Below are 22,554 nucleotides of genomic sequence, written 5' to 3' on the forward strand. Positions count from 1 at the left end.
CAATGCACTGAGCGTTTGCAAAGCAGCGCGGACTTCACATGAGCCCGTAGCATTCCGGTGTCTCCGCAGAAATCTCCAGCCGTCGGCTAATTCTCTCGTCATGCGTCAAATTGCGTCGAATCCATAAGGCTCTTTTGAACGCGTCCATAGTTGTGTGCCACGTAAAAGGAGCACGTAATCCATCATGACCATTATCAATGGAAGCGCCGGTGCCGACGTTCTGTTTGGCGGTACCGGAAATGATGTTCTGACCGGAGGAGCAGGCAGCGATACTTTCGTTGTCTCGAAGGGGTACGGCTCCGATACCGTTACTGATTTTCAGGCGGGCTTAGGCGGCGATGTGCTGCGAGTGCAGAACTACGGCTTTGCGACGTTCGCAAGCTTCCTGGCAGCGGCCACCCAAGTGGGCTCCGATACGGTCGTCACGCTGTCGTCCACCGAAACCCTGACGCTGCAGAATGTCGCGCTTTCGACCTTGGTTGCAAGCAATGTCGTGCTGGACAATCCGCTGCCAGCGAGCGGAACGGCATGGAACTGGGCGGGTACCGTCCCCGCAGGCGGCACGCTGACGACCGGGGCGACAAACGACGGCATGGAGGCCGGCGGCACGGGCGTCACGCTGATCGGCGGAGCAGGGGACGACACCTACTATGTCTATGACCACAACACCAAGGTCGTCGAGCAGGCCGGAGAGGGTATCGATACGATCCGTGTCTGGAACATCAACGGATACAGCCTTGTCAATGCGCCGAACGTCGAGAATCTTGTCCTGACAGATAGCGTTCCGTCTCCCGCCACCGGTAATGACCTCAACAACATCATTGTCGGCAACGCCGGCGACAACATGATCGACGGCGGGCGAGGCAACGATGTGCTGACCGGTGGAGCCGGTCGCGACACCTTTGTCGTGACAGCGGGCAACGGCAACGACATCGTCACCGACTTTCAGGCGGGCGCCGGCGGGGACGTCCTGCAGCTCAACAACACCGGCTTCAAGACGTTCACCGATGTCACGGCGGCCATGAAACAGGTCGGCACCGACCTTGTTCTGAAACTCGCGAGCGGCGAAACGATAACCCTTGAAAACACCAGCCTCCAGAATCTCACGACCGCCAATATAAACATCGTCAGTCCGCTGACCGGACTGGTCCAGACCTTCAACGACGACTTCAACACGCTCTCCGCGGGCCAGGATCCGAGCCTGACCTGGCGCACGAGCTATGCCTGGAGCGGAGCCGCAGGGTACGGGCTGGCCGGCGAACAGGAAGTGTATGTCGATCCCAGCTTTTCCGGACTGCCGGCCACTCAGGCATCAACGTCGCTCGGGCTTAATCCGTTCTCGATTCAGGACGGTCACCTCGTCATCACGGCGCAACCGTTGCCTGCGAGCGCAACGCCTTATACAGGCAGTGCCATATTTTCGTCGGGCATGATCTCGACCCAGAACAGCTTTACCCAGACCTACGGCTATTTCGAGATGACGGCCACGCTGCCCAGCACAAGCGGCGCGTGGCCGGCGTTCTGGATGCTTCCCAGCACTGCCAATAACCTCAACACGGAAATCGACGTGCTCGAAGCATTTGGTCAGGATCCTGACCAGGCTCATTGGGCCATTCATTCGCCCTACGCGCCTGCGACGAATGGGGGGTGGGCAAATACAGCCAACCTGACCAGTGGAGAGCACACGTTTGCGCTCAAATGGACCCCTTACGACTTGACGTTCTTCGTCGACGGGAAGGAGGTCGCACAGCAGGCGACGCCCTCCGACATGAATACGGCGATGTACATGATCGCCAATCTGGCGATGGGCGGGAGCTGGCCGGGCAACGCCGCTCCAGGATCGACGGCGACGATGACCATCGATTCAATCAAAGCCTATCAATTGCCGGAGTACACGCTTGCGAACTACACCCTGCTCACGAGTGGCGCACCGACCAACACGATCGTGGGAAGCGCGGCTGCGGACACGCTGAGCGGCACATCCGGTAATGACCTGATCGGTGGTGCGGGAGGCGCCGATGCCATGACCGGCGGTGCCGGCGATGACACTTATGTCGTGACCGATTCCGGTGCGAAGGTTATCGAGGCCTATGGCGGAGGCATCGACACGGTAAACTCCTCCGTGACGTATACGCTTTCGAGCTACGTCGAGAATTTGACGCTCACCGGTTCGGCGGCCATCAACGCCACCGGCAATATTCAGTCCAACATCATCATCGGCAATTCCGCGGCGAACGTGATCACCGGCGGGCTCGGCAATGATATCCTGACCGGCGGCGGCGGTGCGGATACCTTCGTGGTCAACTCCGGCGATGGTTCGGACATCATCACCGACTTTTCTCCGGGATCGGGTGCCGCGCACGACGTCGTCCAGCTCAACGGCTTTGCCTTCACCTCATTCGCCGACGTGCAGGCGGCGATGACCCAGGTCGGAAGCGACGTCTATCTGAAGTTGACCAGCCAGGACACCCTGGTGTTGCGCAACACGACGGTCTCGGCATTCACCAGCGACGATTTCCAATTGCCAGCAACACTCCCGGTCGGTGGGACGATCACGTCCTGGATCAGCGGGAAAGCGAGCAGCCGCATGGTGTACGGTACCGCGGCAAACGACAAGCTCTCGGCGGTCAATATCGATGACACGCTCGTCGGGTGGAACGGCGACGATTCCTACGTCATCGGTAACGCGAACCAGAAAATCGTCGAGAATCCCGGCGGCGGCATTGACAGCGTGGAGGCGTGGACGTCGTACACGTTGCCGGCAAACGTCGAAAACCTGACGTTGATGATGGGCGGGCTCGCGGGCGTCGGCAACCAATTGGCAAACCGCATGGTCGGCTCGAGCGGTGACGATTCCCTGGATGGCGCGGGCGGGAATGACTGGCTCTCCGGAGGAGCCGGAAACGATACGTTCATTTACAATGCAGGCAGCGGCAACGATACGGTCGCCGATTTCCACGTCTTCACGACCTCGACTGCCGAACACGACAAGCTGATTCTGAAAGGATACGACAGCGGCGCCTATTTGACCCATGTGAACGACGTGTGGACCGTTCACTACGCGGGTGGAGCAGATACGCTGCGCATTGCGGGCGTCACCAGCTTGACGTCGGCCGACTATTCATTCGTTTCCGCGACGAATTCGCCGATGGCGATGATACCTATCGCCGTGCCGACGATCTCGGCTGTCAACGACAGCGGTTCGATCGTGTCGGGCCTCATCAATACAAATCATCTGGTCCTCACGGGTCGCGCGCAGGCAGGTGTAACCGTCAAGGTTTTCGACGGGACAACTCAGATCGGCACGGCGATCGCCGACGGCAACGGTAACTGGAGCATGGCGACCGCAATGCTGGCCGAAGGCGGCCACGCCTTTGCCGCCGCAGCGATGGACGGTGTCGGCAATCTCACCGCGCTCTCAGCCGGGGTGAATGTCACCATCGATACGGTCGCCCCGAACGTGCCCAAGCTCGCGTCGTTCTCGCCAGACAGCAACGTTGCCGGCGATGGCGTCACCAATGTCAACCACGTGAATTTGACTGGAACCGCGGACGCCGGGAGCACGGTGCAGGTCTTCGACGGCGCGACGATGATCGGAACGGTGATCGCCGACACCAACGGAGCCTGGTCCTTTGCCACCGCAACCTTGGCGGACGGTAATCACACCTTTACCGGCAAGACCGCGGACGCCGCCGGCAACGTCAGCGCTTCCTCCGGCGCGTTGAACGTCACGGTCGATACGCGTGCCCCGGTTGCACCTATCCTGACCTCGGGTGCACCTGGAGCTTCGAGCGCAATAATCGTGTCCGGCACGGCAGAAGCCGGAAGCACTGTCCGGCTGTACGAAGGCTCGACCTTGCTCGGCACGGGGGTCGCGGCGACGAGTGGGGCCTGGAGCGTCACCACCGGATCGCTCACGGCAGGGCAACACAGCTTCACCGCGACCGCCACCGACATCGCCGGCAATTTGAGCCAGCTTTCGAACGCTTTCAGCTCCGCCGTCGGTACGGTGATCGAAGCGGCCGGCACGACATCGCTTATCAAGTCGGGAAGCAACTTCTACCTTTCGACGGCCGGCTCATCGGTGATCTTGAAGAATGGCGGAACCGCGGTTGTCGCGGGGCAGCTTGGCGCATGGGTGCCAGTGGCTGCGGAAGCGTCGTCGAACGGCTATCTCGTCGCGTGGAAGATCCCCTCGACCGGCCAGTTCGCGGTCTGGAGCACCGACAGCAACGGCAATTTCGTATCCAACTATCTGAACAAGGTGTCCGGAACCGACCCGGCTCTTGAGTCGAGCGAGACCCTCTTTCACCAGGATCTCAATGGTGATGGCGTGATTGGTCTTCCACCAGCACCCGAGAAGGTTTCAGGCACGACAATCGAGGCGTCCGGCTCAACCAGCTTGGTTCTGGTCGGCTCGAATTACTTGCTCGACGCGATTGCCAGCGGCGCGGGACCGACCTTGAAGTACGGTGGCGTAGCGGTTGTGTCGGGACAGTTCGGCGCTTGGACGCCGGTGGGCGTGGAGCAAACGACCAGCGGCTATGATGTGGCCTGGAAGATTCCGGCCACCGGCGAACTCTGTGTGTGGACCACGGACAGCAATGGCAACTATGTATCGAACCTCCTGAACAAGGTGGCCCCGACTGACCCTGCTCTTAAAGCGGTCGAGACGACTTTTTATCAGGACCTCAATGGCGATGGTGTAATCAATACGTCATCGACCATCCTCAAGATCTCCGGAAATGTCGTATTGAATCTGGGCAATATGTCACAGGCCGCGACGGTCGACCCCGGCGCCACGCTCGAATTGTCCGGCGCCGCTTCCGGGTCGATCACCTTCAAGGCGTCGACCGGCAATCTGGTGTTGGACCACGCGTCGCAATTTACGGGAACGCTCATCGGTCTGACGGGTGACGGCACCGAGTCCAATTCCAATCATATCGACCTGAAGGACATCGCGTATGGAGCGGGAACGTTGGCGTCCTTTTCCGGCGATACAGCCGGTGGCGTGTTGACCGTGGTCGATGCTCAAAATCACACGGCACATATCTCGCTTGTTGGCGACTACACCAACTCCACCTTCAATCTCTCGAGCGACGGATCCGGGGGCACGCTGGTCATCGATCCTCCGAAGGCCAGTTTTGATTTTTCGGCGGTTGCGCCGTCGCAGCCTCCTCCTACCGCACCGGCCGTCGGCCCCGCGCGCCCGCGAGACGACGGGTTCGTGTTCGAGCAGTCCGCTATCCCCACCGTATATGAGTTCAGCAACGAGGCTTTTCATGAATCGGCCAAGGCAAGGCTCCTCGTGGCCACCACTTATCCAGATGTTAACTCAAGCCTTCATCAGGCCGACGCCGTTCACGCGGTAGCCCCGATTGATGCCCATCTGGCGGAGTTGCATGACTTCATCCTTCGCTGAAGGTCTTTGCCTTTCGAAAAGCGTTGCGTAATACGCGTTTCGCAAGTTCCCGTTTCCGCGCGAAGAAGGTCATGGGGAGGAGATATGATGCATAGGCAAGCGCCAGCAGCATAACTAACCCAGCGAAAGAGTTTCCATCCAGCAATGAGATGATCGAAATCCTTGTGACGGCCGCCGCAACGCCACAACCGATCCAATGTGGGACGGTCGTCTTGACCAGGCTCCTAGTCGTCACCGGGCCATGACGACCGATTGACATCGCGTAAAGCGGCAGCACGACGGTGCAGTTCACCAGCGTATACGCCGCCGCGATTCCGAGGGCGCCCCAGGGAAGACCGACGAGGAATGAGGTCACGTTGATCAGGGCGGTCCAAACGCCGAGCCTGAAGTACTCCTGGCCACGGCCTTGACTGAGGAACAGCCAAGCTGCCGTCGCGGTTGCGACCTGGATCAAGCCCGCAACGCCAAGCCAAGAAAAAATCGGGGCTGCACCCACCCAATGCTCCCCGAGGAGAACTCTGAAGAGCGGCTCCGAGAGCAGGATGGCGAAGACGATGCCCGGCTGACATATGAGCATAACCATGGAAAGGGCATCGTTGTAGGTGCTGAGATATCTCTCCTTATCGAAACGAAGCCGCGAAAGCAGCGGGACAATCACCTGACCGATGGGGTTGTGTAATTGGACGATCGGCAGCAGCAACAGCTTATAGGCCCGATCGTACAGGCCGAGTTCGTCGCCGCCTCGAAATTTGCCGATGAGAATGTTGTCCGCATTTCTCGAGAGATAGTTGACCAGATTGAACCCTGACACGTGCAGGCCAAATCGCGCCATGTGCCGCGTCTCGCTGTCCAGACGGGCATATCCGGGGCGATAGCCAGAATAGACCCAGATCCCGACTGTCGAAATGAGCGTGAGAACGAGCGTGGACAGATAAAGTGCCCAATAGTCTCTCAAGATGATTACGGCGACGATCCCGGCGACAACGGAAGCAGTTGTCGCAGCGACATCCAGGATTGCCAGGGTCTTGAACCGGGATTCTCTGGCAAGTAGCGCCGCCGGAACGGTCGCAAGGCCAGCAATGAAGCTTAGGCCGGCAATTGCGATCATGAGCTGTTGAAGCCTCGTATCGCCGTAAAACAGCGCAACCGGATGCGCGCTCAACGCCAGAACGAGAGCAGATGCCGCGGAAGCGAGCACCGATAGCCAGAACAGCGCATCGATCTGGCCCTTGGCGATTTCCGTGCGTTGAATGATGGCCTGTCCAACGCCGACGTCCTTGATGAGCCCGAGGAACGTTGCAGCCGTCGCAGACATGGCCAGCAGGCCGAAGTCGGACGGGGCAAGATTTCGCGTCGAGAATATCGTCAAGACAAAACCGGCCGACAGTTTCCAGGCCTGGGACCCGCCCGTTATGAGGATGTTGTTTACGGCCCGTGACTTGCTGTCTTTGTCCAACGAGCTCACCCCCGCGATCTCAAACAGTTCTTGCGCGGTCTTGCGCCTGCCAGCAAATGCCGCGGGAAATCCAGCGCGCCGAACGATGGCGGTTCCGATCGTCTCCGGCTTTTAGCTTGGCCTTGACACGAACGGAAGACGTGATCGGGCGATGTGGGACCGGCGTACCTGGGCGAGCCTGGTCGAAGCTGATTTCAAACGATGGCCTGACCATCACCAATGTCAATGCGGAGACTTGTGGTCACATCAATGCCCGCAGTTTGTCATATTTCAATTCGCAGTGCTGAGGTTCCCGTGAGATGATTTTGTGCACTCACACCAGGAGAAGGGCAAGCTGCGCTTGCGATGTTTGCAGACCGCTCGTGATTCTATAAGGTTCGGCTGATCTCGATGGCGAAGCTCCGGAGGTCCGAGACGGGATGACGTTGTATACCGTTGCATCACAGCAAGGAGCGCGGTCTGGCGTCGCGTCGCTTGCGGGACCTCTCTTCCTCCTTGCAGTAGCCGTCATTCTTTCTGCGATTTCGCGGCGGGCCGTCACGCATCTCGCGCGCTGGTCTGACATTTACGCTCTGGTGCTGGTTTGCTTGGCATTTGCCGGCGCGCTCGCCTTCAGCTCCATTCGCTACCGTGATTTCTCGCCGCCATTGCGGATCACCGCCTTCGCGATCGGAATGACGATCTTCGTGCAGTTGCTGTTCGATTCATTGGGGCCCTTCGCAGGGCCTCCCAACATCCTGTTCGGTTCGAGCGACAAAACACTGTTCTTCCGCTACGGTGCGGTGCTTGCGGTTGTGGCAGGAATAGCCGCGATCTGGCGTCCTTCATTTCTGGTGCCGCTGTTCTACTTCTATCATGCATGGCGCGAAATGGTGAGCGTCGTATCCGGCATCTTCGTGACTGAGACCGATTATCTCGGGATGCTCGACGTCGGTAACTTCGCCGTCCTTGGCGTGCTCGGCACGATCGTCCTCACCAGCGCCTGGGCGATGGATCGCGTGCCGTGGCTGCGAACTGTGTTCGCTTCCGCAGATAACGTGAAGCAGCTTCGCGATCGCGCCTATGGCTTGATTTGGGCGTGCGCCGTCGGGGCGCATCTCGGCAGCTATTTCTGGTCGGGAATCTCAAAGCTGCAGGCTGGTGGCGAGAAGCCATGGACCTGGCTGCTCGCAAATCCCACGCAAACCTCAATCCTGATGGGACTCGAACGCGGCGACGCCCCGCTCGGCCTATGGCCGGGCGCGTTGCAGACGATCTGGGACGCGATCGCGAGCAACCAGCTGATCTTCAACGTCTTCGTGCTGGGTGCCCAGCTCTTGTCGCCCCTGGCTGCGATCTCGACGCGCGCGCTGTCGTTCTTCTGCCTGCTGTTCGACATCTTCCACATCGGCGTGTACTTCACGCTCGGGGCTCTGTTCTTCTTCTGGATTGCGCTCAACCTGTTCATCGTAGCCGCGGCGCGGACGCTGCCGCGTGATGGATTCACCCCGGCGATGAAGGTTGTGATGGTCGTGACCGTCATCTGCGGCCGGTTCTTCTTCTACACCAATCATCTCGGATGGCTGGACGGGCCGAAGCTGGCAAGCCCGCGGCTTTTCGTCGAGACCCGCGATGGTCGCCAGGTTCTCGCGCCTTCCACGTATTTCGGCATCTACTCGTACATGATCGGGACCGGAACCATGTACATCCCTGAGAATCATTTCCGGGCTCGCGTTGGCGGCAACAACCACGATCTTGCGACTTGGCATGACGCGACCACCTGCGGCCCGGAGATCCTTCCGCGTCAGGACACAGGCGTAGCCATGGAGGCCGTGGAAAAATTGGTCCGCGAGACGGATCGCTTTTTCCGTGTCTATCCCTGGGTGAAGGACAACAACAGCTTTTATGCCTATCCGCACCACATGCTGTCCAATCCATGGCTGTATGGCGAATTCAACAAGCTGACCATGGACGATATTGTCGCCTATCACTATGTGGTGGACTCAGTATGCGTCGGTCTGGCGGAGGGCAAGCTTGTGCGCGACGTTCGGAAGCGTACGGATTATCGAATTGACCCATAGTGATGACGATATCTGGGTGGTATATGACGGCGAATGCCCCTTATGCAGCCGCTATGTTCTGCTGTACCAGTTGCGGGAGCGTGGGCAGCGCATTCACCTGATCGATGCGCGTTCGGAGCATCCAATCGTAGGCGATATCCGCGCCCGCAATCTCGATCTCAATGAAGGCATGGTGGTTCGCTGGCGTGGGCGGCATTACTATGGGGCCGATGCAATGCATCTGCTGGCAACGCTTGCCGGGGAGGCGACTGTTTTCAATCGCCTTAATCGGCTCGTGTTCTCCCGGCCACGCCTCGCAAAGGCACTTTATCCGGCACTGGTGCGCGGAAGGAAGCTTCTCCTTCGGCTTCTCGGCCGCAAGCTGATCGATGAGATCAATGCTCCGGAACAGCGGATACCGGTCGGTCCTTCCGACGAAAACATCAAGCACAACGACGGGGTCCGATGACGTTTGGAGGAAGGCTCCAGCGCGCCTCCTGTGTACAAGAAGCGGTGGGTCAGGTTATCGCGTCGCGGCCTGATAGGCCGGAGAGAGACGCATCAGATCGCAACGGACAAGATCGTCGGATGATTGGTAGATCAGGCTTTTCGGATAGATGAGCTCGAATGACGGATTCTGATCGAGTCGCTCCGCGTAACGCTGATACTCGACCGATCCGAGATAGTAATTGCCCTCGCGGACCGCGATTGCGACCTTGTCGGTGAAGTCGTGGAGAAATTTGAAATGGAGCAGGGCGCCTGTGACATCGCCTGGCTTGCCTGGTGGGGCCATCAGGTGACCGGCGGCGATATAACGACGGCCGGGCAACCAGCGCGCGAGCGGCACTTTAGTGAGCAGCGGTGGCTGCCAGCGCGTGATGTTAACTGCAGGCAGCAGCCGCGCCAGCCCGTATGGCTCAAGCAACCGCACAAGTGCGTCGTAAAGAGCGATCTTCGGCGGCATCGGTTCGTCATAAAACAACCTCGCTCGCGCACCACCCACCAGGTAGTTGGTCGGAAAGCCGCGCCGACGGCGCTTCACATAGGTATCTGAATCGAAGTAGGGGCAGAACGCGACGAGGCTCTCACCGGCATGGTAGCGCTCCGGGCCACCGAGCCAGCGTGGATACATATCGACCATCTCCGCAGTCATGCAATCTGCGCCGGTGCTCTCCAGATATCGGCACAGCCATCGAAGATCAAAATTTTCGCAACCGGGATAGACAAAGAGTTCGTCTGCGTCGAGCGTCAGCGCCCACCGTCCTGGCGCGAATTGGTCGAGCACGGCGCTGGTCCAACGCGCGCCACCACTTGATTCTGCAAAGGGCTCTCGGATCTCGAACACGTGAACATCCGGCTGATCGAGTAGGAATGCTCGCGTGCCGTCATCCGAACGATCATCGATCGCGAGGAAACGTCCGACCCCGAGCCGGCGATGGTGGCGCAGGAAATCGGGTAATCGCAGCATTTCGTTGCGAAGCTTGCCGACAGCCACGATCTCATCGGCGCCGAAGTCGAGCGGCCTGCTATCAATCCGGTGAATGACTGGATCGGGATGCTTGGCCCGTGATCGCGTTGGCGTCAAAAGTGCGATAGCCGCTTGACCCCTTACGATCGACCCTTGTAACGCGTTCCGCGCGCGGTTGCCGCCCGCCGCTGCTCTCGCCAGCAATTCCATTTTAGATTTTCCAGCCAACCGATCACATCTGCATTATCTACGATAAAGACGGCGAATATAGGTGCTATGGACGGTCACATTGTCCCAGCGGGTTGATCTAGCCTCATAAGCCCGCGGCGAGCTACAAATGTGCGCTTCCTATTTGCAATCGAGGACTATCGGCCGGCGGTTTCGCATCGGTTCCAAATAGATTGCATTGCCATTCATTCCCAAACGTCTTGAGCATAAAGTCATAAAGTGAAGTGTCGCACCAGCTTGTCGCGGATTCGTGTCATCCAAAAGCATTTGGCCTTGTGCAACACAGCCATTCCGCTGCGGTTTCAAGGAGCCGAAATCAAAGTCAAAGGAAGGAGCCTCCGCCACGCATCATACGCGTATTCAGTTGGGTGCAGGAGATCTGTCGAGCCGTTGAGAGCAGATTAGAGTTGTGGCCAGCGGTTTCTGCGGAGCATCACTCGTGCACGGGATCATGCCGCGTAAACGAAGCGGCTCACAAGCACAACGGACTGGAATGCGGCCCTGCGGCATGATCTGCATGACAATTAAGCAGATGCGGAGCTTCTACAGGAGGATGTCACAATGCACGGACCATGCGACAACATGCTCGCTGGCCGCTCATGATAGGGGGGTGACTAGACTGCGATTTGCGATTCAGGCATCTGCGGTGATGCCTCCGACTGCACTTGGTCGAGCACCGAGAGGTTCGCGATGAGCAGATAGATCAGGAGGCTCGCGCAATAGACGACTTGCAAAATTACCGCGCTGGCGACGAATGCTATCGCGCCCGTGGCGAAACCCTGCTCAAGACCCAAATACCACGCTGCAACCAGGATCAGCATCGTTGCGGGAATAAGGGCGTATGCGCGAAGAAAACGCCCCAGAAGAACACCCGCTACGGCGCTTGCGATCATCAGCACGACCAAGATCTGCCCTCCTGCTCTTGCACCAGAGATGTTCCGACGCATGACGGGCCGTATTGTAGCCACAGAACCGCTAAAAACATACCACTTTTACGCGGCCGCGCCCAATCTTTGGTGCGCCTGCCGCTGCGCTGCGGGCGCGCGGTTCTGTCGTAAAACGTGCTCGGTCGTCGACCCGGTCTCCTGGATCCCGGAGTTCTCCTGCTGACAACTGGGTGCTTTTCGGTTCCAGGGGCTCACCCGGGTGGTCGACCTCGGCAACAGGCCGACACGCAAATGCGGCAAGAGGCTTGTGACCAAGACGCCTCGGAGGAGACCAGTCCTAGCTCCCCTGGCTTTTACGCAGCAGGAGCCCGACCAGTTCTTCGAGGCTCTGCTCAATGTCCACGGGCTGCAAAGATCCGGTATCGGGCTCAGAGGAATGCGGCTCGATCAGACGCAAGCTTGCGCCGGAAGGCCCGGATTTCACTGGCTTCGGCTCCCGAATGGATACGGGTTTAAACGACTGAGGCATGTCATGGTTCATCTGCTCAGTCATTGCGGGTTGAGGTGTGGCGTATCGCGCCCTGGTGCTTTCATCCGAAGCTGGTCGCCTGGTTCTGAGCGCGGGCGAAACGTAGGGCTGCAAGTTCAAGTACTCGGCGTGCCGCTTACGAGAGATCAGCTCACGCGTGCCGTAGCCGGCCGCGAAGCCAATCGCGAGCAGAACAAATATGATGAGAAGCCCAACCATCAAAACTATACGCGCCCACTCATAATTCTGCCTCAGAGTTAACCTGCTACCGTCTATATCCTGTAGTTGATAGATGCCGTAATTGACGATTTGAAGGCACGTCGTTCGCCGTATCCGTGTCGGGCTGCGCTCGCCTCAGGAGCGCTTCTGACGCGTCGTGAGCGATACGAGATATTCGCTGCATCCCCGCGATCCGGTGACTTGCCTATTTGCTGGTCAATGCGCCTTCGATTTGGCATCGCACGTGTCGTAGTGATGCGACAGCCATCGATTGACAGCTCGCTCAACGTAGCGAACATCGCAAACAGGAAACCACGAATACCGAGATCGCCGTCTTGTCGTTACAATCCCCAGGTTCCGCCATCATAACCGACAGCCGCGCGCAGAAGATCGGGGCCGTCAACGGTTTTCGCGGACTCGCCATCTTGATGGTGATCCTTTTTCACTTGCTTGTTCCGTTTACATCCAGCGCGCCGGCGTTTCCCGGCGAACTTGATCCGAATGGTCTCCTGGCGATTGTCGCGAAGCATGGCTTCTTGGGCGTAAATATCTTTTTTGTGCTCTCCGGATTCGTTCTGTACCTGCCCTATCGCACAAAGAAGCGAGTCATCGATCGGCTCGCCGACTTCCCGCATTTCTATTGGCATCGCGCAGCCCGGTTGCTTCCACTCTACTATACGGTTGTCCTCGTGACGGTTGCACTCCATGCCAAGTCGCCCGCTGGATCGCATGCGTGGTATCTGGAGCTCGGCGGACTGTTATCTACGCTTTTCATTTTTGTGCCGCACGGGTTTATGCCCCCCTCCAATCCCGTATTGTGGTCCGTAGGCGTTGAAATCTGGTTCAGCCTTTTGTTTCCGCTGCTGATTCTTCTGATCGCGCGCTTCGGCCTTGGAAGACTGTTGCTGTTGAGCGTCGTCATCTGCTCAGCTTTCGTGGTGGCTGGGCATCTTATCGTGGTGGATCGGATTGGGATGTTTCGCCCGTTTGTGGGCGGAATATTTGGGTCGTGTTACCAATTCATTTTCGGAATGTTGGTTTGCGATCTCTACGTCAAGTCCAGAGACAGCGTTTCACTAAGGAGATTTCAGTCGCGCGGGCTGCTGCCCGGACTGCTGCTGATGATTGCCGCCATATATCTCAAGGATAACGGCCCCTGGGCTGTGAGCATTCTCTACGCCACGATCTTTTGCGCCGGGTTTTCCATGGTGCTGCTGGCGGTGTTGTGCGGGGCATGGTCCGCAAATCGCTTGTTCGAGGCGTGGCCAATTCAAGTCGTCGGATGCATGTGCTACAGTATCTATGCGTGGCATTCGATCATCATGGTTGAAATGATCCCGCCCGATACGTCTCCGTTGCAAGACACGCTTCGACTTTCATTTCCGTATCTTGCAATAACGATCCTGCTAAGTGCGCTGAGCTATCGTTATATCGAATTTGGCCATCAAGGCGATTGGAGGTCGTTGTTCCTGTTGCGCAAGTCCAATTCCCACGAGCTCGCCGGCGCTGGGGTATCCCGTCGTGCTGAGTCTAAACCGGTCGCATCGTCCTGAGAGGACGCCCTGCTGGGACATCTGGGACTGCGGGTCGAAGGTATGTTCGGTGCCCAAGTTCGCGGCTGCGCCTCGGTCCTGTGGCAAAGTCGAGGGCGTTGCGGACCTCGGCGGCTTACTCTTGTATTCGGCCTAGCGCGACTGCTCCGAAGGTCCGGCGGTGTGACAACCTAGGCGCTAATCAGGCGAGTTGCTGCGCGTAGCCGCGGTGTCGAGCTGGCGATGGTCCACACCAAATTCTCTGTTACGTTTCAACGCTCTGTACAAGCAAGCGCCATCGATGACCGTCACGCCTCCGCTGGTGCCGCCTTGCTGCGTATCAGATCGCGGTGTAGATGTCGCGCATGAGCGATGAAACCCACTCCATTCGAAGCGGCCGGCTCAGCGCGGCCATCAAGGCGCACGGAGCCGAGCTGTGCTCGCTCAAAGACGGAGGCGGCATCGAATTCGTCTGGCAGGCGGGGCCGGAATGGCCGCGCCACGCGCCGCTCTTGTTTCCGATCGTCGGGCGCCTCGCCAATGACGAATTGCGGCACCGGGGCAAGACGTATCGGATGACCCAGCACGGCTTTGCGCGCGACAGCCGCTTTGCGTGGGCAGAACGCGGCGAGAGCCGCTGCACCCTAGTGCTCGAAGACAGCGAGGCGACGCGTGCGCTCTATCCGTTCGCGTTCCGGCTCACCGCTGCCTATGCGATCGACGATTCCGGCCTTGATCTGACGTTCACGATCGCCAACACCGACAAGGAGACATTGCCGGCGTCGCTCGGCGGTCATCCCGCCTTTAACTGGCCGCTGCAATCCGGACTGGCAAAGGAGAGCTATGCGCTGACCTTTGCGAACGCGGAATCGTCTCCCGTCCGCCGTCTCGACGGCGGCTTGCTGCGCGCGGCAACGGCACCAAGTCCGGTCAAAGATAAATCGCTGCCCTTGTCCGAAGCCTTGTTCGTGGATGACGCCATCATCTTCGACCGCATCGAGAGCAGCTCGGTCCGCTATGCCGCCGGGCAGGGCGCATCAACCGGGCCGTGGCTGAAAATGTCCTGGCGCGGTTTTCGCGAGCTCGGCGTCTGGTCGAAGCCCTCGGGCGCGCCTTTCCTCTGTATCGAGCCCTGGCGCGGCCATGCCAGTCCCGCCGGCTTCGACGGCGAGTTCACCGACAAGCCCGGCCTGATGCATATCGCGGCGGGAGCGGAAGAGCGCTTGTCGTTCCGGATCGAAATCGGATCGTCCTAGATCGATGTCTTCAGACCTCGATGCGCGTGAGATCCTCGCCGAGCACGACAGGTCCTGAGTAGTCCCGCCGGACGTCGTTGAGCAGCGCGTTCAGCATGGAATCGTCGGTGCGCGGCCGGTGATGGGTCAGGGCGAGCTTCTTGACACCGGCCTTGGCCGCGACCTTGCCGACCGTATCGCCGCAGGCGATCGTGAATTTCGCAAGCCGGCGCAAGTGCTCGTTGTTGATCTCAGGCGTTGCGAGGAAGCAGCACTGAACCAGCAGGTCGGCGCCCTCAGCCAGTCGCTCGAGACCGGGGCAGGGGACCGTGTCGCCGGAAATCGCAATGACCTTGCCCTCCGCCTCGAAGCGGTAGCCGAGACACATCCAGCGTTGGAGGAAGGCCGGCGGCATGTCGAGGCCGTCGCCATGCGAGACGAGCTCGGCGCTGATCTTCCAGCGGCCGGTGTCGAGAACGGGACCCGGCACGATGTCCGTTGCAACCACCGGTTTCCAGCCGCCGAAGGTCGGCTCGCCGCGATCCCGCCAGGTGATGTCCTTGTCGTAGACCTGCGTGATCAGCGTATTGACCAGCCGTTCGGTATCCGGGGGACCATAGATGCGCAGCTCGTCCTTGCGGCCATGCATCCATGAATTCAGCATCACATCGTAGAGGTCGCCGATGTGGTCGAAATGGTGATGGGTGAGAAAGACCGTGTTGATGGCGCCGAGCGGCACGCCGGCCTTGCTGAGCTGCAGCGTGACGCCGCGGCCGGCGTCGATCAGGATGTTCTCGTCGCCGAGCCTGATCAGCGTGGTCGTCGCCATCCGGCGTGGATCCGGGCGTGGGCCGCCGGTGCCGAGCAATATGACCTCCATGGCGCCACCTCCAGCGTGAAGATTTTTCACAGTAGATTTGAACACGGCAAGCTAAGCAAGCCGCATCAAGGACCAGCGCCGGAACGGAGCAGGGCGCTCAGCGGACGCCGGCCGCAGTGGCGGCGAGGGTCGGCCGGATGGTTGATCGGTCCCCTCTCGCGGACGTCAGGCGGTGCGCCAGATCCTGCGCATGCCGCTCGACCAGATGCCAGGTCGCGCGGGCGACGAAATAGCTGAGCGCGGCGGTGACGGCATAGGCGATGAGCAGCGAGACCAGCCCGTCCGCGAGCGGCCAGATCTGGCGCAGGCCATAGATCACCGCGAAGTGCGACAGATACATCGAGTAGGAATTGCGGCCGAGCGCCTCGAGCGGCCGCCAGCGGATCGCGAGACGGATGCAGCCGGCGACCAGCGCACCGAGCACGAGATTGATCATCAGATAGTTGAATTCATGCGAGGCAGTGGCGCGGTCGGCGATGAAGGACAGTGCGATGAAGACGGCGAAGACCGCGGCATCCGACTTCGCAAAGCCGTCGCGCAGGGAGAAGAACAGCGCGCAGCCGACGAGGAAGACCGGAAGCTGGTTAAGGAAGCTGATGTGCAGCGTGGTCCAGACGAAGGCTTCGTTGCCCGATCCGTAATAGGCCGAGAACAGCGCGAAGGCCCACGGCTTAAAGAGGCAGACATTGACGAGATGCAGCACGATCGCGAGCGCCAGATAGAGATGACGGCGTGCTCCGAACGCGATGATCAGAAGCGGAAAGACGAGATAGAACGTCATCTCCGCCGCGATCGACCAGTCGCCCGGCACGACGCTGTTGACGCTGTCCGGCCAGAAGCCGTGCAGGAACGTCGCGGTCAGGGCCACCTGAAGCGGTCCGATGCCGTTGGGAGCGTTGGCGCTCGGCCCCGTGCCGTTGACGAGCAGGTAGACCGGGATCGCGAGCCAGAACAGCGGCGCGATGCGCAGGAAACGGCGGATGTAGAACTTGCGCGCCGGATTCGTTTCGGTGCGCTGCGTCCACATCAGGCACATCGTCATGGCGCTGACGAAGTAGAACACGTTGACGCCGGTCCAGCCGCACATGAAGGCGAAGTCGACGGCGCCGATGTGCGACGGGAACGACTGCGAGACGTGGATCGCCATCACGCCGGCAATGGCAAGACCGCGCAGCAAGTCGAGCGTGTGCGAACGGCCGAAGGCCGTAGTGCCTTCTTTGGTTCGACCGGCTGCCAACCGGGCCTGCCCCTGCATCACGCCTTCTCCGTGGTCTGGTATCTGCGAGCGGGGACCATAGAGGCGGGGCCGGCGTTTCCGAAGCCGAAGGCGTCCTTTACGTTAACGGCGGACGTGCGGAGCCGGATGTGCCGAACTGGCGGTGTCGCGGAGGCTCGGCGGCTGGCGCATGATCATGCACGCGATGAGAATTGTGGGCCAATTCATACTTAATGCGTCAAGACCATGACCAATATTGTTTGGGCATCACAACACGCCTAGTATCGCGGCGGGCAATTTCGGGGGCTCGAACAGGTCGTGAATGGTCGTTCACAGGACAGCGCGTTGCGCAAGGACCTGAATTTCCAGGCCGGGCCGCAGGCACACAGGACACCCAAGATCGTGGCCGATTCCGCCCGTCCGGAATTGCGCCCCGCCGGCCGCGAGCGGCTGATCGTCGTCGAAGACGATCCGGTGACGCGGACGATGCTGGTCGGCTATTTCGACGAGAACAATTTCGACGTGGTCGGCGCCGGCTCCTGCGCGGAATGCCGCCAGGCACTGCGCGCGCGTACCGATCTCGTCTTCCTCGACGTGCAGTTGCCCGACGGTGACGGCTTCGAGCTCGCCAAGGAGATCCAGGCGACCAGCAACGCCGGCATCATCTTCGTGACGCGCCGCGACACCGACGTCGATCGCATCCTCGGCCTCGAGATCGCCGGCGACCATTACGTCACCAAGCCGATCAACTTACGCGACTTGCTCGCGCGCGCGCGCAGCGTGCTGCGGCGGCGCTCGATCGACCGCAAGGCAGCGCGCAACCACAATTCGATCGCGTTCGGTGATTGGATCATCGACCTGACCCGGCGCGAGCTGCTCGGCAGCGACGGCAAGCCGGTGGCGTTGACCCGCGCCGAATTCGATCTGCTCGCCGCGCTGGTCGGCGCCGACGGCAGGCCGCTCAGCCGCGACTATCTGATCGAGGTGGTCAGCAACCGCCAGGCCGAAGTCGACATCCGCACCGTCGATGCGCTGGTGGCGCGGCTGCGCCGCAAACTCACCGGCAGCGGCACGCCCGTGATCGCGACCGTCACCGGCGTCGGCTACAAGCTCGCGCTCAGCGAGCGGCTCTAGCGGCAGATCGGGGCATCCCCGTCAACGCGATGCGACGCGCTTCCATCTTGCTTCGATGCGAGCCTTGATTTGGCTGATCCGGGCTTCATGTGCGGCCCAATAGGCGCGGCTGGCGGCGGCCGTGCCCTGACGATAGCGGGCATAGACGGCTTTGGGCTGCGTCGACATCTTCGGTGCACTTGCCAGTTTTGCCGGCGCCGCGGGAATGGGCGCGGGAGCCGGACCGGCCGCGGCTTCGACGTTCAGCGATGCCGAGTTCATCGCGAGAAGCCGGTTACGGGCCCGGTTGCAATAGACTTGCGATCGCGGGGTCATCGTCTCCTCGCCATGACCCGCCCGATACTTCATCAGCGCGCGGCAGAGATCCCCGCCCGCCAGGCGCCAAGCCTGGCTGAGATAAATCACCCCGTAATGGATGTTGATGTCCGGCTCTGCCAGTTCAGCATTGCTTCCGCGGAATCCCAGCATCGCTGCGGTCTCGGGCCGCACCTGCATCAGCCCGATCTCGCCGACGCTGCCGATCACGGCCGGGTTGTAGCCGCTCTCGACGAAGACCACCGCTTCGGCGATGTCGGCAGGCAAATGGGTGTTTGCGATCTCTCTCTCGATGATCTTCCGGATCGCGGCGCGGGATGCCGGCGTTTCTCCGGCGCCGAGCTCCGTCCCGCCGTCGGGCAGCGCTGCCGTCGTGCGCGGCTCGTCCGGACCGCCGTCCTTGGCCTGCGCGCAGATCGGAGCCGACAAAAGCAGGGCGACCGCCACGCGTCCCCACGTCGCGCCGAGATTGAAGCGTGTTCGATCCCACAGCATGGGTCTGTGATAGAGCTTCCGAGTTAACAAACCGGCCTTGCGGCGCGGCAGCGGGGACGCATCAACCATAGCATGATCCCGCAATTTGCATTGTGGTGCCTGCCTCTTTCGAGGCGGCCCAAGGAAGTAAACGCCATGTGCGGCCGTCAGGAATGCCTTTGGATGCGCCCGGCCCGCGGCGCTAGCGCTGGCTGGATGCCGCGGAGCGGTCTGCAGCGTCGCTGTGGAGCTCCCGTTCGAACTGCTGCTTCACCTTGGCGAGGTCATGATCCACGGCCGCGTTGCGCAGCATCGGGTTGAGTTCGGCGTCGGTTCGCCCGACGTGTGCCGGAGACGATAGCGCCAAGGAACTGGCGAGCAGCAGGGTCGTTGCGAAAATGGTCATGTCACTATTCATGGGCCCAAATGCGGCCATTTGTTGCCGGTGTCGGCCAATGGCTTTTGAGTTGGCGCGTGCAAGCCCAATGCTATGGTGCGGCAGGCCTCAATTTGACAAGGACGAGGTATTTCAGTGGCTGATGTTCATCCCGCGGCGGGCAAGCAGGCCTCGCCGGACGCGCTCACCAATATTCCGCGGCTGGTGACGGAATATTTCGCCGGCAAGCCGGATGCGGCCGACCCCGCGCAACGGGTCGCGTTCGGCACCTCGGGTCATCGCGGCACCTCGTTCAAGAACACCTTCAACGAGGGCCACATCGTCGCGACCACGCAGGCGATTTGTGACTACAGAAGAGAAAAGCAGCTGACCGGCCCGCTCTTCATCGGCATCGATACCCATGCGCTGGCAGAGCCGGCCCTGGTCAGCGCCATCGAGGTGTTCGCGGCCAACGGCGTCGACGTCATGATCGACAAGGACGGCGGCTACACGCCGACGCCGGTAGTCTCACACGCGATCCTGACCTACAACAAAGGGCGTACGAGCGGCCTCGCCGATGGCGTCGTGATCACGCCCTCGCACAATCCCCCCGAAGACGGCGGCTATAAATACAATCCGCCGCATGGCGGCCCCGCCGACACCGACGTCACCGGCGTGGTCGAGAAGCGCGCCAATGCTTATCTCGCCGACGCCCTCAAGGGCGTGAAGCGCATCGACTATGCCAAGGCGAAGAAATCCGCGAACGTCCACGCCTATGATTTCATCACGCCTTACGTGGCCGATCTCGGCAATGTCGTCGATCTCGACCTGGTCAGATCCGCCGGCGTCACGATCGGCATCGATCCGCTCGGCGGTGCCGCCGTGCATTACTGGCATCCGATCATCGAGCGCTATGGCCTCAAGGCCACCGTCGTGAACGAGGCGATCGATCCGACCTTCCGCTTCATGACCGTCGACTGGGACGGCAAGATCCGCATGGACTGCTCCTCGCCCTATGCGATGGCGAGCCTGATCGGGATGCGCGACCGCTTCGACGTCGCCTTTGCCAACGACACCGACGCCGATCGCCACGGCATCGTGACGCGCACCGGCGGCCTGATGAATCCGAATCATTATCTTGCGACCGCGATCTCCTATCTGTTCGCGCATCGCCCGGACTGGGGCAAGGATGCCGCGATCGGCAAGACCGTGGTGTCGAGCTCGATCATCGACCGCGTTGCGAAAAAGCTCGGCCGCAAGCTGGTCGAGACGCCGGTCGGCTTCAAATGGTTCGTCGACGGCCTCCTCACGGGCGGCTTCGGCTTCGGCGGCGAGGAGAGTGCGGGCGCCTCATTCCTGCGCCGCGACGGTACGGTATGGACCACCGACAAGGACGGCGTCATCCTCGGCCTGCTCGCCGCCGAGATCATGGCCAGGACTGGCCGTGATCCCAGCCAGCTCTTCAATGACCTCACCGCCGAGTTCGGCGTGCCCCATTACGCGCGCATCGATGTTGCCGCCACCGGGCCGCAGAAGAACATTTTGAAGTCCGTCACACCCGAGCAGCTTGGCCTGAAGGATCTCGCCGGTGATCCCGTCCGCGCCACCCTGAGCAAGGCGCCCGGCAACGGCCAGCCGTTCGGTGGCATCAAGGTCGAGACCGATTTCGGCTGGTTCGCGGCCAGGCCGTCGGGGACGGAGGACGTCTACAAGATCTACGCGGAAAGCTTCCGCAGCACCGAGCACCTGACGCGGATTCAGGAGGAAGCCAAGGCCGGGCTGGCGAAGGTGTTCGGGGCGTAGCATTCGGGCCCGAGTGCCGCTCTCACTGTCCCTCCTAGGGAGGACGCGCCGTATCCTCCGGTGTCATCGCCCGCGCAGGCGGGCGATCCAGTACTCCGCGGCGGAAGTTGTGTGACCCTAATGTCCGCCGCGGCGTACTGGATTCCCCGCCTTCGCGGGGAATGACCGTGCATAAGTATGTATACATCATGGGTGGGTATGGTATTCAGCTACTCCTTTTTCGACTTGAATGATCTCCATGCCGCCGCTATTGTATACATAACGTATGCATAAGCCGTGGGAGCGAGACCGATGACAAAACCCTTCCCCATGAACGCCTGGTACGCCGCCGCCTGGGATGCCGAGGTGAAGCCGGCGCTGTTGCCGCGGACGATCTGCGGCAAGCACATCGTGATGTACCGCAAGGCCGATGGCTCGGTGGCCGCGCTGGAGGATGCCTGCTGGCACCGCCTGGTGCCGCTGTCCAAGGGCCGGCTCGAAGGCGACACCGTCGTCTGCGGCTATCATGGCCTGAAGTACAACGCGCAAGGGCGCTGCACCTTCATGCCCTCGCAGGAGACCATCAATCCCTCCGCCTGTGTCCGCGCCTATCCCGTGATCGAGCGTCACCGCTACATCTGGCTCTGGATGGGCGATCCCGCGCTAGCCGATCCCGCGCTAGTTCCGGACATGCACTGGAATCACGATCCGGCCTGGGCCGGCGACGGCAAGACCATCCACGTCAAATGCGACTATCGCCTGGTGCTCGACAATCTCATGGATCTCACCCACGAGACCTTCGTGCATGGCTCTTCGATCGGCAACGATGCGGTGGCCGAGGCACCGTTCGACGTCACCCATGGCGAGAAGACGGTGACGGTGACGCGCTGGATGCGCGGCATCGAGCCGCCGCCGTTCTGGGCCAAGCAGCTCGGCAAGCCCGGCCTCGTCGACCGCTGGCAGATCATCCGTTTCGAGGCCCCGTGCACCATCGCCATCGACGTCGGCGTGGCGCCGACCGGCACCGGCGCGCCGGAAGGCGACCGCTCGCAGGGCGTCAACGGGTTCGTGCTCAACACCATCACGCCGGAGACCGAGAAGACCTGCCATTATTTCTGGGCCTTCGTGCGCAACTATCGTCTCGGCGAGCAGCGCATCACCACCGAGATCCGCGACGGCGTCTCCGGCATCTTCCATGAGGACGAGCTGATCCTCGAAGCGCAGCAGCGCGCGATGGACGAGAACCCGGATCGCATCTTCTACAACCTCAACATCGATGCCGGCGCGATGTGGTCGCGCAAGCTGATCGATCGCATGGTGGCGAAGGAAAACGCACCAACACATCTCCAGGCCGCGGAGTAG

16 protein-coding genes are annotated in these 22,554 nt (G+C 60.7%); 8 read left to right on the forward strand and 8 right to left on the reverse strand.

What is annotated here, in order from left to right; genetic code table 11:
- Positions 1 to 184 precede the first annotated feature (184 nt).
- Entirely contained in the window at positions 185 to 5,422 is a 5,238-nt protein-coding gene (locus AAE027_RS11945) for an Ig-like domain-containing protein (protein ID WP_370988207.1), read from the forward strand.
- On the opposite strand, the gene AAE027_RS11950 is transcribed toward AAE027_RS11945, so the two are convergent.
- Positions 5,409 to 6,878: a lipopolysaccharide biosynthesis protein gene (locus AAE027_RS11950; protein WP_370988208.1), complete on the reverse strand. Its 1,470-nt coding sequence runs from the start codon at positions 6,876 to 6,878 to the stop codon at positions 5,409 to 5,411. The two genes, AAE027_RS11945 and AAE027_RS11950, sit on opposite strands and share 14 nt — an antisense overlap.
- A gap of 419 nt (positions 6,879 to 7,297) precedes the next feature.
- Here AAE027_RS11950 and AAE027_RS11955 point away from each other — a divergent pair, with 419 nt between their 5' ends.
- Together AAE027_RS11955 and AAE027_RS11960 are read left to right on the forward strand one after the other, a co-directional pair.
- A complete protein-coding gene (locus AAE027_RS11955) occupies positions 7,298 to 8,938 on the forward strand; it encodes a hypothetical protein (protein WP_370988209.1) in 1,641 nt (546 codons plus the stop codon).
- A complete protein-coding gene (locus tag AAE027_RS11960) occupies positions 8,928 to 9,386 on the forward strand; it encodes a thiol-disulfide oxidoreductase DCC family protein (protein WP_370988210.1) in 459 nt (152 codons plus the stop codon). The genes AAE027_RS11955 and AAE027_RS11960 overlap by 11 nt, the downstream gene beginning before the upstream one ends.
- Positions 9,387 to 9,440: 54 nt before the next feature.
- Here the strand turns inward: AAE027_RS11960 and AAE027_RS11965 are convergent, their stop codons facing one another.
- From AAE027_RS11965 to AAE027_RS11975, 3 genes are all read right to left on the reverse strand, one after another.
- Positions 9,441 to 10,595 (reverse strand): glycosyltransferase family 2 protein, encoded by a 1,155-nt coding sequence (locus tag AAE027_RS11965; protein WP_370988211.1) that lies wholly within the window; start codon positions 10,593 to 10,595, stop codon positions 9,441 to 9,443.
- Between the two features lie 632 nt (positions 10,596 to 11,227).
- Positions 11,228 to 11,518 carry a hypothetical protein gene (locus AAE027_RS11970; protein WP_130211929.1) on the reverse strand — a complete coding sequence of 97 codons (291 nt, stop codon included), beginning with the start codon at positions 11,516 to 11,518 and terminating at the stop codon, positions 11,228 to 11,230.
- A gap of 319 nt (positions 11,519 to 11,837) precedes the next feature.
- Positions 11,838 to 12,248, reverse strand: a complete 411-nt coding sequence (locus AAE027_RS11975; protein WP_370988212.1) for a hypothetical protein — start codon at positions 12,246 to 12,248, stop codon at positions 11,838 to 11,840.
- A 335-nt stretch (positions 12,249 to 12,583) separates the two neighbouring features.
- Here AAE027_RS11975 and AAE027_RS11980 point away from each other — a divergent pair, with 335 nt between their 5' ends.
- Both AAE027_RS11980 and AAE027_RS11985 read left to right on the forward strand, forming a co-directional pair.
- Positions 12,584 to 13,801, forward strand: a complete 1,218-nt coding sequence (locus AAE027_RS11980; protein WP_370988213.1) for an acyltransferase family protein — start codon at positions 12,584 to 12,586, stop codon at positions 13,799 to 13,801.
- Between the two features lie 344 nt (positions 13,802 to 14,145).
- Complete coding sequence (locus AAE027_RS11985) at positions 14,146 to 15,036, forward strand: aldose 1-epimerase family protein (protein ID WP_370988214.1); 891 nt, start codon at positions 14,146 to 14,148, stop codon at positions 15,034 to 15,036.
- Positions 15,037 to 15,046: 10 nt separating this feature from the next.
- Here the strand turns inward: AAE027_RS11985 and AAE027_RS11990 are convergent, their stop codons facing one another.
- Positions 15,047 to 15,895, reverse strand: a complete 849-nt coding sequence (locus AAE027_RS11990) for an MBL fold metallo-hydrolase (RefSeq protein ID WP_370988215.1) — start codon at positions 15,893 to 15,895, stop codon at positions 15,047 to 15,049.
- A 97-nt stretch (positions 15,896 to 15,992) separates the two neighbouring features.
- Positions 15,993 to 17,150: an acyltransferase family protein gene (locus tag AAE027_RS11995; protein ID WP_370988216.1), complete on the reverse strand. Its 1,158-nt coding sequence runs from the start codon at positions 17,148 to 17,150 to the stop codon at positions 15,993 to 15,995.
- Positions 17,151 to 17,429: 279 nt separating this feature from the next.
- On the opposite strand from AAE027_RS11995, the gene AAE027_RS12000 reads away from it, so the two are divergent.
- On the forward strand, positions 17,430 to 18,245 hold the full coding sequence (locus tag AAE027_RS12000) for a winged helix-turn-helix domain-containing protein (protein WP_370988217.1): 816 nt from the start codon (positions 17,430 to 17,432) through the stop codon (positions 18,243 to 18,245).
- A 21-nt stretch (positions 18,246 to 18,266) separates the two neighbouring features.
- On the opposite strand, the gene AAE027_RS12005 is transcribed toward AAE027_RS12000, so the two are convergent.
- Positions 18,267 to 19,055: a transglycosylase SLT domain-containing protein gene (locus AAE027_RS12005; protein ID WP_479714217.1), complete on the reverse strand. Its 789-nt coding sequence runs from the start codon at positions 19,053 to 19,055 to the stop codon at positions 18,267 to 18,269.
- 181 nt (positions 19,056 to 19,236) lie between these two features.
- Entirely contained in the window at positions 19,237 to 19,440 is a 204-nt protein-coding gene (locus tag AAE027_RS12010) for a hypothetical protein (protein WP_370988219.1), read from the reverse strand.
- Between the two features lie 126 nt (positions 19,441 to 19,566).
- Here AAE027_RS12010 and pgm point away from each other — a divergent pair, with 126 nt between their 5' ends.
- Entirely contained in the window at positions 19,567 to 21,213 is a 1,647-nt protein-coding gene (pgm, locus tag AAE027_RS12015; RefSeq protein WP_370988220.1) for a phosphoglucomutase (alpha-D-glucose-1,6-bisphosphate-dependent), read from the forward strand.
- Positions 21,214 to 21,504: 291 nt separating this feature from the next.
- Positions 21,505 to 22,554, forward strand: a complete 1,050-nt coding sequence (locus AAE027_RS12020; protein WP_370988221.1) for an aromatic ring-hydroxylating dioxygenase subunit alpha — start codon at positions 21,505 to 21,507, stop codon at positions 22,552 to 22,554.

Source organism: Bradyrhizobium sp. DN3, from assembly GCF_041357655.1.
Classification (GTDB): Bacteria; Pseudomonadota; Alphaproteobacteria; order Rhizobiales; family Xanthobacteraceae; genus Bradyrhizobium.